Origin of the sequence: Nocardioides xinjiangensis, from assembly GCF_017916455.1 — a bacterium.
Classification (GTDB): Bacteria; Actinomycetota; Actinomycetes; order Propionibacteriales; family Nocardioidaceae; genus Nocardioides; species Nocardioides xinjiangensis.
Window position 1 is genome coordinate 45726 of sequence record NZ_JAFMSY010000005.1, and the last position, 12276, is coordinate 58001.

General features: G+C 72.8%; 11 protein-coding genes. 8 read left to right on the plus strand and 3 right to left on the minus strand.

The features are described from left to right. Positions 1–77 precede the first annotated feature (77 nt). On the minus strand, positions 78–629 hold the full coding sequence (locus tag J3P38_RS16540) for a YbaK/EbsC family protein (RefSeq protein WP_307807967.1): 552 nt from the start codon (positions 627–629) through the stop codon (positions 78–80). 66 nt (positions 630–695) lie between these two features. On the opposite strand from J3P38_RS16540, the gene J3P38_RS16545 reads away from it, so the two are divergent. Further along, complete coding sequence (locus J3P38_RS16545) at positions 696–1787, plus strand: glycerophosphodiester phosphodiesterase family protein (protein WP_210504416.1); 1092 nt, start codon at positions 696–698, stop codon at positions 1785–1787. Beyond that, positions 1784–3472: an aminotransferase class V-fold PLP-dependent enzyme gene (locus J3P38_RS16550; protein ID WP_307807968.1), complete on the plus strand. Its 1689-nt coding sequence runs from the start codon at positions 1784–1786 to the stop codon at positions 3470–3472. The genes J3P38_RS16545 and J3P38_RS16550 overlap by 4 nt, the downstream gene beginning before the upstream one ends. Here the strand turns inward: J3P38_RS16550 and J3P38_RS16555 are convergent. After that, complete coding sequence (locus tag J3P38_RS16555) at positions 3469–3735, minus strand: hypothetical protein (RefSeq protein ID WP_210440064.1); 267 nt, start codon at positions 3733–3735, stop codon at positions 3469–3471. The two genes, J3P38_RS16550 and J3P38_RS16555, sit on opposite strands and share 4 nt — an antisense overlap. An 11-nt stretch (positions 3736–3746) precedes the next feature. Further along, on the minus strand, positions 3747–5006 hold the full coding sequence (locus J3P38_RS16560) for a PspC domain-containing protein (protein WP_210504417.1): 1260 nt from the start codon (positions 5004–5006) through the stop codon (positions 3747–3749). A 143-nt stretch (positions 5007–5149) separates the two neighbouring features. Here J3P38_RS16560 and J3P38_RS16565 point away from each other — a divergent pair, with 143 nt between their 5' ends. From J3P38_RS16565 to pcrA, 6 genes are all read left to right on the plus strand, one after another. After that, entirely contained in the window at positions 5150–6529 is a 1380-nt protein-coding gene (locus J3P38_RS16565) for an ATP-binding protein (RefSeq protein ID WP_210504418.1), read from the plus strand. Next, positions 6526–7191, plus strand: coding sequence for a LuxR C-terminal-related transcriptional regulator (locus J3P38_RS16570; protein ID WP_210440070.1), 666 nt, complete (start codon positions 6526–6528; stop codon positions 7189–7191). Before J3P38_RS16565 ends, J3P38_RS16570 begins: the two co-directional genes overlap by 4 nt. Positions 7192–7258: 67 nt before the next feature. After that, the gene (locus tag J3P38_RS16575) at positions 7259–8689 is read left to right on the plus strand and encodes an APC family permease (RefSeq protein WP_210504419.1); all 1431 of its coding nucleotides are present in this window, start codon (positions 7259–7261) and stop codon (positions 8687–8689) included. After that, positions 8689–9138: a universal stress protein gene (locus tag J3P38_RS16580; RefSeq protein ID WP_210440074.1), complete on the plus strand. Its 450-nt coding sequence runs from the start codon at positions 8689–8691 to the stop codon at positions 9136–9138. Before J3P38_RS16575 ends, J3P38_RS16580 begins: the two co-directional genes overlap by 1 nt. A gap of 20 nt (positions 9139–9158) precedes the next feature. Beyond that, complete coding sequence (locus J3P38_RS16585; protein ID WP_210504420.1) at positions 9159–9512, plus strand: hypothetical protein; 354 nt, start codon at positions 9159–9161, stop codon at positions 9510–9512. A 37-nt stretch (positions 9513–9549) separates the two neighbouring features. Continuing rightward, a complete protein-coding gene (gene pcrA, locus J3P38_RS16590) occupies positions 9550–11958 on the plus strand; it encodes a DNA helicase PcrA (protein WP_210504421.1) in 2409 nt (802 codons plus the stop codon). Positions 11959–12276 lie beyond the last annotated feature (318 nt).

Below are 12276 nucleotides of genomic sequence, written 5' to 3' on the forward strand. Positions count from 1 at the left end.
GGGTGGTGTGGATGCGAGTCAGGTCCGTACCCGTGGCGATCCGATCCATGCCCGGCCGCCCCTTTGGAGAAGGGGCTTCAGCGCCCGAGGTCGGGCACCACCTCGGCGCCGGGCAGGCCGGCGAGGAGGCGCCCGGGCAGCAGCAGCTTCGAGCGGCGCACGCCGCTGCCCAGCACGACGACGGGCTCGTCGAGCAGCGCGTCGTGCACCAGGACCCGCCACCCGGCGGGCAGCCCGACCGGGGTGATGCCGCCGTACTCCATCCCGGTCTCCGCGACCGCCCGCTCCACCGGCAGGAACGAGGCCTTGCGCACGTCGAGCATCCTGCGGACGAGGGTGTTGACGTCGGCGCGGGTGTCGGCGCGCACCACGCAGGCCGCGATCCGCTCGTCGCCGGCCCGCGAGCCCGCGACGACCACGCAGTTGCCGCTGGCGGTCATGGGGATGTCGTACGCCTCGCTCATCGCCGCCGTGTCGGCGAGGTCGGGGTCGATCCCGACGACCGCCACCTCGCCGGCGCCGGCCCACCCGGCCAGAGCGGCGGCGACCGGAGGGGCCACGAGGTCCGGGTGCTCGACGGCGGGCAGCGAGGCGAGGGCGGGGAACGACGGCAGCGGTGGGAGCGTCACGCGGTCATCATGCGCCATTCACCCGGACGCCACCCGGCGGTCCCGTGCGCCGGTCACGGTGGCTGCATGACGGTGACCCGCGAGGCGCCCCCGGGCCGGACGGCCAGGACCTCGTCGTTGGTCCTCACCCCCGCCGTGGTCGCGCACCGCGGCGCCAGCGGCCACCGTCCCGAGCACACGCTCGAGGCCTACCGCACGGCCATCCGGATGGGCGTCGACGACATCGAGCTCGACCTGGTCTCCACCCGGGACGGGGTGCTGGTCGCCCGGCACGACCTCGAGCTCAGCACGACGACCGACGTCGCCGACCGCCCCGACCTCGCCCACCTGCGCCGGACCCTCACCGTCGACGGCGTCGCCCAGCGCGGCTGGTTCGTCCAGGACCTCACCCTCGCCGAGCTGAAGACCCTCGCCACCCGCGAGCGGATGCCGGGCACCCGGCCCGGCAACACGCTGTACGACGGCGCGGAGGGGGTGCCGACGCTCACCGAGGTGCTGGCGATGGTCGGCGCCGAGTCCGCGCGGCGCGGACGTGCGGTGGGCGTGCTGCTCGAGCTCAAGCACGCGCTGCACCACGACCGGATCGGCCTGCCGCTCGACGTCCCCCTCATGCGCGACCTGGCCCGTCACGGCCTCGACCACCCGTGGGCGCGGGTCACCCTGATGTCGTTCGAGACCACGATCCTGCGGCGGCTGGCCGCACGCACCCGGCTGCCGGTCGTGCAGCTGCTCGAGTCCGCGCACCGGCACCCGGCCGACCTGCTCGCCGCGGGGGACACGCGCACCTACGGCGACCTGCTCACGCCCGACGGACTGGCCTGGGTCGACGAGTACGCCGACGGCATCGGCCCGCACAAGTCGCTCGTGCTGCCGCGCGACGGCGCGGGGGCGATCGGCGCCCCCTCGACCGTGGTCGGCGACGCGCACCGGCGGGGACTGACCGTGCACGTGTGGACCGTCCGCGGGGAGAACCGCTTCCTGCCCACCAACCTGCGCCGGGGCGACGCGCCCGACGCGCTCGGCGACATGCTCGCCGAGGTCGAGGCCCTCCTCGCGGCCGGCGTCGACGGGGTGATCACCGACCACCCGGAAGCGGCGCTGGCGGCGCTGCGCACGGTGACAGGCACAGCCTTGCACCGGCGTACGCTCACCTCGTGACGACAGCCGGTGCCGCCTCGACCGCCCTCCTCGAGCGCATCCGCGCGTCCGTCATCGGCGACGACCAGGTCATGCAGGGCCCCTACGGCCCGCGCCGGGTGACCTACGCCGACTACACCGCGTCGGGCCGCAGCCTGACCTTCATCGAGGACTTCATCCGCCACGAGGTGCTGCCGGCCTACGCCAACACCCACACCGAGGCCAGCGGCACCGGCCTCCAGACCACCCGGCTGCGCGAGGACGCGCGGCGCATCATCCGCGACGCGGTCGGCGGCGACGACGAGACGGTCGTGGTGTTCTGCGGCTCCGGCAGCACCGCCGCGATCGACAAGCTCATCGGCATCCTCGGCCTGCGGATCCCCGCCGAGCTTGACGACCGGTACGAGTTGAGCGCCGCGATCCCGGCCGACGAGCGGCCGGTGGTGTTCATCGGACCCTTCGAGCACCACTCCAACGAGGTCAGCTGGCGCGAGACGATCGCCGACGTCGTGACGATCCACGAGGACGCCGACGGCCGGGTCTCCCTCGACCACCTGCGCGAGGAGCTCGAGCGCCACGCCGACCGGCCGCTGAAGATCGGCTCCTTCTCCGCCGCCTCCAACGTCACCGGCATCGTCACCGACACCGAGGGCGTCGCCGACCTGCTGCACGAGCACGGCGCCCTCAGCTTCTGGGACTTCGCGGCCTGCGCGCCCTACGTCGACATCGAGATGTCGGGCCCCGGCCGCTCGTACAAGGACGCGATCTTCATCTCGCCGCACAAGTTCATCGGCGGCCCGGGGACCCCCGGCGTGCTCGTGGTGCGCCGCGAGCTGATGACCAACCGGGTTCCGGTCGTGCCCGGCGGCGGCACGGTCATGTACGTCAACCCGACCGAGCACCGCTACCTCGACGACAAGGCCCACCGCGAGGAGGGCGGCACCCCCGCGATCGTGGAGTCCATCCGCGCCGGCCTCGTCTTCCAGCTCAAGCAGGCCGTCGGGGTCGAGACCATCCAGGCCCACGAGGAGGAGATGCTGCGGCGCGCGGTCGGGGCCTGGCAGGCCGAGCCGTCGATCCAGATCCTCGGCAACCTCGCCGCGCAGCGGCTCTCGATCGTGTCCTTCGTCGTCAGGGCGCCCGACGGGACCTACCTCCACCACAACTTCGTCGTGGCCCTCCTCAACGACCTGTTCGGCATCCAGACCCGCGGCGGGTGCTCGTGCGCGGGTCCCTACGGCCACCGCCTGCTCGACATCGACCTCGACCGCAGCCACGCCTTCGAGGCGCAGATCGCCACGGGGTGCGAGGGCATCAAGCCCGGCTGGGTGCGGGTGAACTTCAACTACTTCGTCGACGAGGAGGTCTTCGCCTACGTCGTGGAGGCCGTCCGCCTCGTGGCCCGCGAGGGCTGGCGGCTGCTCGGCGACTACCGGTTCGACCCGCTCACCGGTCTGTGGCGCCACCGCACCGGCCCGGTCGAGCCGCCGATGCGACTGGCCGACGTGACGTACGCCGACGACGGCGCCATGACCTGGCCCGCGCACACGCAGACGGCCCCCGTCTCGGTGCTCCGGGAGCACCTCGACGAGGGCCGCGCGATCATGGCCGCCGCATCCCCTCCGGACTGGTCGGACACCGCCCACCTCGGCGCCGAGCTCGACGACCTCCGGTGGTTCGCCCTGCCGGCCTGCTCGCTGGCCTAGGGCCGGTCGGACCCCCGGCGCGACGGCCACACCGACGCGGCGAGGCCGGCAGCACCGGCGGCGAGCCAGGGGACCGGCAGGAGCCAGCGCAGCTGGGAGGTCTCCACCACGTCGCCCTGGACCAGCGCCCACACCAGCACCAGGCCGGCGAAGGCGACGCCCATCACGAGCTGGCCCACGTTGACGGGGTGCCAGCCGGACGGCCGGGACGGGGCGTCGAGCGGACCGGTCATCGGCTCGTCGTACATGTCGTGCTCGGACATCGCGGTGCTCCTCAGGCGGCTTCGCGGACGAGGACCTCGCCGGCGAACAGGTCGATGGTGACGGACAGGTCGGGGACGTCGTCGCCGCCGTCCCGGAAGGACTCCACGGTGATGTCGAAGCCGTCCTGGCTACGGTCGAGGACGCGGACGTCGCCGGCCGCGACCTGCGCCCGGACGTCGACGTCGACGCCGTCGGGCAGGACGACCTCGACCTCGCCGCCGAAGCCGTCGATGGTGAGGTCACGACCGTCGAGGGCGTCGAGGTCCTCGACGTCGCTGAGGTCGAGGGTGAAGCGGCCGCCGCCGAACTCGTAGGCCTCCCGGACGTCGGAGGCGCCGGTCGGTGCGTAGGAGCGGTCCTCGTCGTCGACCTGGGAGCCGACCGTGGCGACGGCGGTCGCCGCCGCCGCGACGAGGCCGAGCGCGATGAGCCCACCCGCGCGGCCCCAGAACGAGCCCACCAGCAGCATCGCGGCGACGATGCCGAGGGCGAGGGCGGGGTACGCGCTGTCGGCCACGGCGATCCCGGCGAGGTCGACCACTCCGAGCACGCCCTCCGCGAGCGCGACGAGCGCGAGGGTGAAGAGGAACAGCCTGGGTCCGCGCTTGCGGGGCCGCGGTGCCGGTGCGTAGGACGACCACTGCCCGGGCTCGCCGACGGGCCCGTAGGCCGTCGTCACGCCGTGGTGGGCGGGCGCCGCGTCGTCCCAGCCGTCGTCGCGCTCGTCGTCCCAGCCGTAGCCGTGGCCCGTGCCGTAGCCGGTGCCGTAGCCCTCCCGCGCCGCACCCCGGGCGGGGGCGCCCTTCTGCTTGTTGTGCAGGAACCACACGACCAGCGCCGCGATGATCGCCAGCGGCCACGGGAACCAGAACGCCCCCGCCCAGTCGCCCAGCGCGCAGACCACCGCGAGCACGCCGACGCCGGCCAGCGCCAGCGTGCGGCTGCGCTCGTCCAGGCCGAGCGGCTCGTCCTGCGTGCCCTCCTCGGGCACGAGGATCCACGCGCCGATGTAGAGCAGCAGGCCGGCACCGCCGAAGAACACCGCCACGACGAGCGCGACGCGGACGATGATGGCGTCGATGTCGAGGTGGCGGGCGATGCCGGCGGCGACACCGGCGACGTGCCGGTCGGTGACGCTGCGGCGCAGCCGGCCGAGGTCCTTCATCTCCTCGCGGGTGACCCGTGGTCGCGACGGCGGGCCGGTCGGTGGGCGGTCACCGGTCGGGGGCTGCTCGGCTCCGGTGCCGGTGGTGGGGCTTGCGTTGTCCATGGCTCAACTCTGCGCCGCCCCGCTCGGTCGCACCATCGGGGACAGCCCTGATCCGCGGGCGCCGGGCGGGGTCCCGGCTCAGGGTCGGCTCGGGGTCAGTCCTCATGGTCCGGCACCTGCGTGCCTGCGACGATGGAGCCACGATGACGCATCCCGGCTCCGCCCACCCCTCGACCCCGGCCCCGTCCGCCACGCGGCGCGCCGACGGGTCGCGTCGTGCGTACCGCGACACCAACACCGCCATCGTCGGCGGCGTGGCCGCCGGGCTGGCCGAGCACCTCGCGCTGCCGGTGCTGTGGGTGCGCGGGTTCTTCGTCGCCACCGCCTTCCTCGGCGGCTTCGGGCTGATGCTGTACGCCGGGCTGTGGGCGTTCCTCCCCGCCGGCCAGCGCTTCGACGTCGGCGCACCCGGCCTGGAGAGCGCCACCCGCACCGGCAAGCGGCCCGGTCGTCGGTCGCGGCTGCGCGACGCGGGCCCGGCGATCGCGCTCGGCGCCCTGTTCTTCGGCGTCGTCCTCGGCGTGGAGGGCATCGTCGGGCGGGGCGCCTTCTTCTGGCCGGTCGTCCTCGGCATCGCCGGCGTCGCCCTGCTCTGGCGCCAGGCCGACGAGGCGCAGCGCGAGCGCTGGATGGACTCGACGGGCCGCATCGACCCGTTCCGCGCGATCTTCGGCAACGGCGGCTGGGCGGCGTACGTGCGCATCGCCGCCGGCCTCGGCCTCGTCCTCACCGCCCTGATCGTCTTCGCCGTCGCCGCGGGGCAGGCCAGCTTCGCCGTGCCGGTCCTGGTCTCCGGGCTGCTCGGCCTGGTCGGACTCGCGATCGTGGTCGGGCCGTGGGCGCTGCGCCTGGTCGACGACCTGTCGGCGGAGCGCGCCGAGCGGGTGCGCACGCAGGAGCGGGCCGACATGGCCGCGCACCTGCACGACTCGGTGCTGCAGACCCTCGCCCTCATCCAGAAGAACTCCCACGACTCCACGACCGTCGCCCGCCTGGCCCGCTCGCAGGAGCGCGACCTGCGGCAGTGGCTCTTCGAGGGCGAGTCCGCCGACGCCACGACGCTCGCCGGTGCCCTCAAGGAGATGGCCGCCGAGGTGGAGTCGCAGCACCCCGTGGTGGTCGACGTGGTGACCGTCGGCGACTGCGACCTCGACGAGGCGCTGCGACCGGTCGTGCTCGCCGCTCGTGAGGCCGTCCTGAACGTCGCCAAGCACGCCGGCACCCAGCGCGCCGACGTCTACGCCGAGACCACCCCCGCCGCCGTCGACGTGTTCGTCCGCGACCGCGGGACCGGCTTCGACGTCGACGGGGTGGCCGCCGACCGCCAGGGCGTGCGCAGCAGCATCGTGGACCGCATGGCGCGTCACGGCGGCAGCGCGGACGTACGCTCGGCGCCCGGCGACGGCACGGAGGTCCGGCTGCACATGCCGCGCGCCGGCCGGGCGCAGGGCCGCCACCAGGACCAGCACCCGGAGCGCCCGGACCACCACCAGGACGACCGCGAGCAGCAGGAGAGCCGATGACCCAGACCACCGCCGCCGGACCCGTGAGCGTCGTCCTGGTGGACGACCACGCGATGTTCCGTGCCGGAGTGCGCGCCGAGCTGGCCGCGAGCGGCGCCGGGGTCGTCGAGGTCGTCGGCGAGGCGGCCGACGCCGACGCCGCGGTGGCCGTCGTGCACGAGCTCCGCCCGCAGGTCGTGCTCCTCGACGTGCACCTCCCCGGCGGGGGCGGCGTGGAGGTCATGCGGCGCCAGCCCTCGCCCGAGACGCTCTACCTCGCGCTGTCGGTCTCCGATGCCGCCGAGGACGTCATCGGCACCATCCGCGGCGGCGCACGCGGCTACGTCACCAAGACGATCACCGGCCCCGAGCTCGTCGACGCGATCACCCGGGTGGCGGGCGGCGATGCGGTGTTCTCGCCGCGGCTGGCCGGGTTCGTGCTCGACGCCTTCGCCGGATCCATCGACGTGGCCGCGGTCGACGAGGACCTCGACCGCCTCACCGAGCGCGAGCGCGAGGTCATGCGGCTCATCGCCCGCGGCTACGCCTACAAGGAGGTCGCCAAGGAGCTCTTCATCTCGGTGAAGACGGTGGAGACCCACATGTCCTCGGTGCTGCGCAAGCTGCAGCTCTCGAGCCGGCACGAGCTGACGAAGTGGGCGTCCGACCGCCGGCTCCTCTGAGCCGGCACGTGCCCGATGGGGTGGGACGACGATTGACAACCCCGGGCCGAGGCGGTTCGGTCGGGGGATGGCCGACTCCGCCACCATGCCGCGTCCGGACGAGGACGACAGCGAGCTCAAGCGGTCCATCACCGGGGCGCAGCTGTTCTTCTACACCCTCGGTGACGTGCTCGGCTCGGGCATCTACGTCCTGATCGGACTCGTCGCCGCCGCGGTCGGCGGTGCCTTCTGGATCGCCTTCGCCGCCGGCGTCACCGTCGCGGCGATCACCGGCGCGGCGTACGCCGAGCTCGTGACGAAGTACCCCCGCGCGGCCGGCTCCTCGCTCTACGTCCAGAAGGCGTTCGGCAACAAGGCGCTGACCTTCCTGGTCACCGTGTCCTTCCTCTCCGCGAGCTTCGCGGCCACGGGCTCGCTGGCCACCGGCTTCGCGTCGTACTTCACCGAGCTCTGGTCCGCGCCGCCGGCGCTGCTGGTGTCCCTCGTCTTCGTGGCCCTGCTCGTCGTCGTCAACTACATCGGCATCACCGAGTCGGTGGTGATGAACATGGTGATGACCTTCGTCGAGGTCAGCGGCCTGCTGATCATCATGCTCATCGGCATCTGGCACGTCGCCGAGGGCGGTGCCGACTTCGGGACGCTCACCGACATCAGCGTCTCGGGCAACCCCGCGCTGGCGGTCCTCGCCGGTGTGGCGCTGTCCTTCTTCGCGATGACGGGCTTCGAGAACACCGCCAACGTCGCGGAGGAGACCATCGACCCGCACAAGGCGTTCCCGCGCTCGCTGGTCGGCGGCATGGTGGTGGCCGGCCTGGTCTACGTCCTGGTCTCGATGGCCGCGGCGCTGTCGGTGCCCACCGACCAGCTGGCCGACGAGGGCAACGGACCGGCGCTGCTGCAGGTCGTCGAGTCGGGCATCCTGCCGATCTCGACCGACTTCATGACGAAGCTGTTCACCATCATCGCCCTCATCGCGATCACCAACACCACGCTGGTCACCCTGGTCACCCAGCCGCGGATCCTCTACGGCATGGCCCGCGAGGACGTCGTGCCCGGCGTCTTCGCCAAGGTGCACACGACCCGTCGCAGCCCGTGGGTGGGACTGCTGTTCAGCGGCCTGGTCGTGGGTGGACTGCTCGTCACGGGCTACGCAGTGTCGGCCGCCGGAGGCGGCCTCGACCTGGTCAACAGGCTGGCGACCGTGACCGTGGTGTTCCTGCTCGCCATCTACGCCCTCGTGATCGTCACCTGCCTCAAGCTGCGCGGGCACGACGAGGACGAGCGCGCCTTCCGGGCCAACACCCCGCTCCTCCTGCTCGGCCTGGTCGGCAACCTCGCGATCCTCTACTACGCCGTCTACGACGACCCGTCCTCGCTGATCTGGTGCGCCGGCCTCGTCGCCGTGGGTGTCGTGCTCTACCTGGTCGAGCAGCTCTTCGGCGGAGGGTCGAAGCCTCGGCCCGGCACCGTCTCACGGACGCCCAAGGGAGACCTCTGATGCATGTCATCGTCGCCACCGACGGATCCAGGCAGTCGCTCGCGGCGGCCAAGCACCTGAAGTCCTTCGCGGACCCGGCCAAGATCACCGAGGTCTCCATCGTCGCGGTGATCCGGCCGCTGGCCTCGGTCGCCTTCGCCGACGACCTGTCGGAGGACGGGTTCGAGGGATCCTTCCGCGACGCGGCGCAGAGCGCGGTCGACCGGATCGCCGCCGTCTTCGACGGGTGGGGACCCAAGGTCAACAAGCGCATCCGCAGCGGGTCGGCGGCCAACGAGATCATCAAGGCGGCCCGGCAGTACGAGGCCGGGCTCGTGGTGGTCGCCTCCGGCGGGCGCGGACTGAGCGACGCCGTGCTCGTGGGCAGCACCGCCCAGCGCGTGCAGCACTACGCGCCCTGCCCGGTGCTCGTCGTACGCCCCGCCCCCCGGAAGCCGAGGAAGCGCTGAGCCGGTCCTAGGGTGTCCGCATGGAGACCCTGCGGCTGGTGCTGCTCTTCGTCCACATCCTCGGCTTCGCCGCGCTGCTCGGCGGCCTCCTCGTGCAGCTGCGCGCGGAGACGAAGTCGGTCAACGCGCTGATGCGCGACGGGTCCGGCACGGCGTTCCTGGCCGGCCTGTTCCTCGTCGGCGTGCTCGAGAGCCTCGGCTCGCCCGACCACGCCAAGATCGGCGTGAAGTTCGCGATCGGCCTGGTCATCCTGGTGCTGGTGATGGCCAACGTGCGCAAGCCGAGCATCCCGAAGGGCCTCTACCTCGGGCTGCTGGCGCTGACGGTGGCCAACATCGCCGTGGCGGTCTTCTGGTCGCCCGTGCACGCCTGACCGGGTTGTCCCACCTGCCGCATAGGCTGGGCAGGTCATGAGTCCTGCAGAAGCACCCGGTCGAGCTGCCTCGCCCGCCCTGATCGACCACCCCCTCCTCGAGGGGCTCAACGAGCCCCAGCGGGCGGCCGTCACCCACGCCGGTGCGCCGCTGCTCGTCGTGGCCGGCGCCGGCTCCGGCAAGACGCGGGTGCTCACCCGCCGCATCGCCTGGCTGATCAACGAGCGCCGGGCGCACCCGGGGTCGATCCTCGCCATCACCTTCACCAACAAGGCGGCGGCCGAGATGAAGGACCGCGTCGAGGAGCTCGTCGGCAAGCGCGCCCGGATCATGTGGGTCTCGACGTTCCACTCCGCCTGCGTGCGCATCCTCCGCAAGGAGATCGACCGGGTGGGCTTCAAGTCCAACTTCTCGATCTACGACGCCGCCGACTCCAAGCGGCTGATGACCCTGGTGCTGCGCGACCTCGAGCTCGACCCCAAGCGCTACCAGCCCAACGCGGTGCTCCACTGGGTCTCGGACCAGAAGAACGAGCTGCGTGACGCCGAGGACGCCGCCAAGGAGGCGCGCAACTCCTTCGAGGAGGCCTACGCGAAGGCGTTCGCGCACTACCAGCGGCGGCTGCGCGAGGCCAACGCCCTCGACTTCGACGACCTCATCATGACGACCGTGCACCTGCTGCAGGCGTTCCCCGACGTGCGGGAGAACTACCGCCGCCGGTTCCGCCACGTGCTCGTCGACGAGTACCAGGACACCAACCATGCGCAGTACAGCCTCATCCAGCAGCTGTGCGGCGCGTCGTTCGAGATCGACGCCGGGCCGGTGGGCGAGGGGGCCGAGCCGGCCGAGCGCGTCGAGCCGAGCGAGCTGATGGTGGTGGGCGACGCCGACCAGTCCATCTACGCCTTCCGCGGCGCCGACATCCGCAACATCCTCGACTTCGAGCAGGACTTCCCCGACGCGACCACCATCCTGCTCGAGCAGAACTACCGCTCCACCCAGACGATCCTGAGCGCCGCGAACTCCGTCATCGGCAACAACCGCGGCCGCAAGCCCAAGCGGCTGTGGACCGACGCGGGCGAGGGGGAGCGCATCGTCGGCTACGTCGCCGACGACGAGCACGACGAGGCGCGGTTCGTCAGCGAGGAGATCGACAAGCTCACCGACGACGCCGGCGTGCGCCCGGCCGACGTGGCCGTCTTCTACCGCACCAACGCCCAGTCGCGCGTGTTCGAGGAGGTGTTCATCCGCACCGGCCAGCCCTACAAGGTCGTCGGCGGCGTCCGCTTCTACGAGCGGCGCGAGGTGCGCGACGCGCTGGCCTACCTCCGCATGCTGGTCAACACCGCCGACGAGATCTCGCTGCGGCGGGTGCTCAACACCCCCAAGCGCGGCATCGGCGAGCGCGCCGAGGCCTGCATCGCGGCGCTGGCCGAGCGCGACCGCACCACCTTCTGGGAGGCGCTGACCCGCGCCGCGGAGGCGCCGGGGCTGGCCACCCGCAGCCTGAAGAACATCGAGGCCTTCGTGGCGATGGTGCAGGAGCTCCAGTCGATGGTCGAGGCCGACGAGCGGCCCGACGTCATCCTCGAGTCGGTCCTCGAGCGCTCCGGCTACCTCGCCGAGCTCGAGGCCAGCGACGATCCGCAGGACGGCACCCGCGTGGAGAACCTGGCGGAGCTCGTCGCGGTCGCGCGCGAGTTCGCGGAGGACCCGCAGCCGGGGCCGAGCGCCGACCCGGCGGAGGTCGAGGCCGGCACGGTCGCCGTGGGGCTGGGTGACTTCCTCGAGCGGGTCGCCCTCGTCGCCGACGCCGACCAGATCCCCGACGCCCCGGGCGGCGACGATTCCGGCGTGGTCACGCTGATGACGCTGCACACCGCCAAGGGCCTGGAGTTCCCGGTCGTGTTCCTCACCGGCCTGGAGGACGGCGTGTTCCCGCACCAGCGCTCCCTGGGCGACCAGCCCGAGCTGGAGGAGGAGCGTCGGCTGGCCTACGTCGGGCTCACCCGCGCCCAGAAGCGCCTCTACGTCTCCCGTGCGCTCGTCCGCTCCGCCTGGGGCGCGCCCAGCCACAACCCCGCCAGCCGGTTCCTCGACGAGCTCCCGGTCGACCTCGTCGACTGGCGGCGCACGGCGGCCGAGCAGACCCGCTGGGGCCGGCCCGACCTCACCGGCGGACCGTCCCGGCTGGGCACGCCGACCGAGGCCGGCCGGCGCAACTTCAGCTCGGCCGCGCTGCGCGCGGACGCCGCGGCGAAGGCCAAGCCCGCGCGGGCGATCCCGAGCCTCGAGCCGGGGGACCGGGTCGTGCACGACTCCTTCGGCATGGGCACGGTCGTGGCCGTCGACGGGGTCGCCGAGAAGTCCGTCGCCTCCATCGACTTCGGCTCCGAGGGCGTCAAGCGCCTGCTGCTGCGCTACGCGCCGGTCGAGAAGCTGTAGCCGCCGCGGTCCGGCGTACGGCGTACGCGCCCCGCCGAGCGGTGCGTGAGGCAGGTTCTGACGGTCGGGAAACCTGCGCTGCGCACCGCCGGCCGGGCGAGCGGTGCGTGAGGCAGGTTCTGCAGGCCGGAAACCTGCGCTGCGCACCGCCGGCCGGGCGAGCGGTGCGTGAGGCAGGTTCTGCAGGCCGGGAACCTGCGCTGCTCACCGCCGGCCGCCGAGCGGTGCGTGAGGCAGGTTCTGCAGGTCAAAACCTGCGCTGCGCACCGCCGGCCGCAGCGAGCGGTGCGTGAGGCAGGTTCTGCAGGTCGGGAACCT

Excerpts from the sequence above, each read along its gene's own strand:
- J3P38_RS16560 (WP_210504417.1), bottom strand. The coding sequence starts at position 5,006 with ATGGACAACGCAAGCCCCACCACCGGCACCGGAGCCGAGCAGCCCCCG.
- J3P38_RS16580 (WP_210440074.1), top strand. The coding sequence starts at position 8,689 with ATGCATGTCATCGTCGCCACCGACGGATCCAGGCAGTCGCTCGCGGCG.
- J3P38_RS16575 (WP_210504419.1), top strand. The coding sequence starts at position 7,259 with ATGGCCGACTCCGCCACCATGCCGCGTCCGGACGAGGACGACAGCGAG.
- pcrA (WP_210504421.1), top strand. The coding sequence starts at position 9,550 with ATGAGTCCTGCAGAAGCACCCGGTCGAGCTGCCTCGCCCGCCCTGATC.
- J3P38_RS16585 (WP_210504420.1), top strand. The coding sequence starts at position 9,159 with ATGGAGACCCTGCGGCTGGTGCTGCTCTTCGTCCACATCCTCGGCTTC.
- J3P38_RS16570 (WP_210440070.1), top strand. The coding sequence starts at position 6,526 with ATGACCCAGACCACCGCCGCCGGACCCGTGAGCGTCGTCCTGGTGGAC.
- J3P38_RS16565 (WP_210504418.1), top strand. The coding sequence starts at position 5,150 with ATGACGCATCCCGGCTCCGCCCACCCCTCGACCCCGGCCCCGTCCGCC.
- J3P38_RS16545 (WP_210504416.1), top strand. The coding sequence starts at position 696 with ATGACGGTGACCCGCGAGGCGCCCCCGGGCCGGACGGCCAGGACCTCG.
- J3P38_RS16555 (WP_210440064.1), bottom strand. The coding sequence starts at position 3,735 with ATGTCCGAGCACGACATGTACGACGAGCCGATGACCGGTCCGCTCGAC.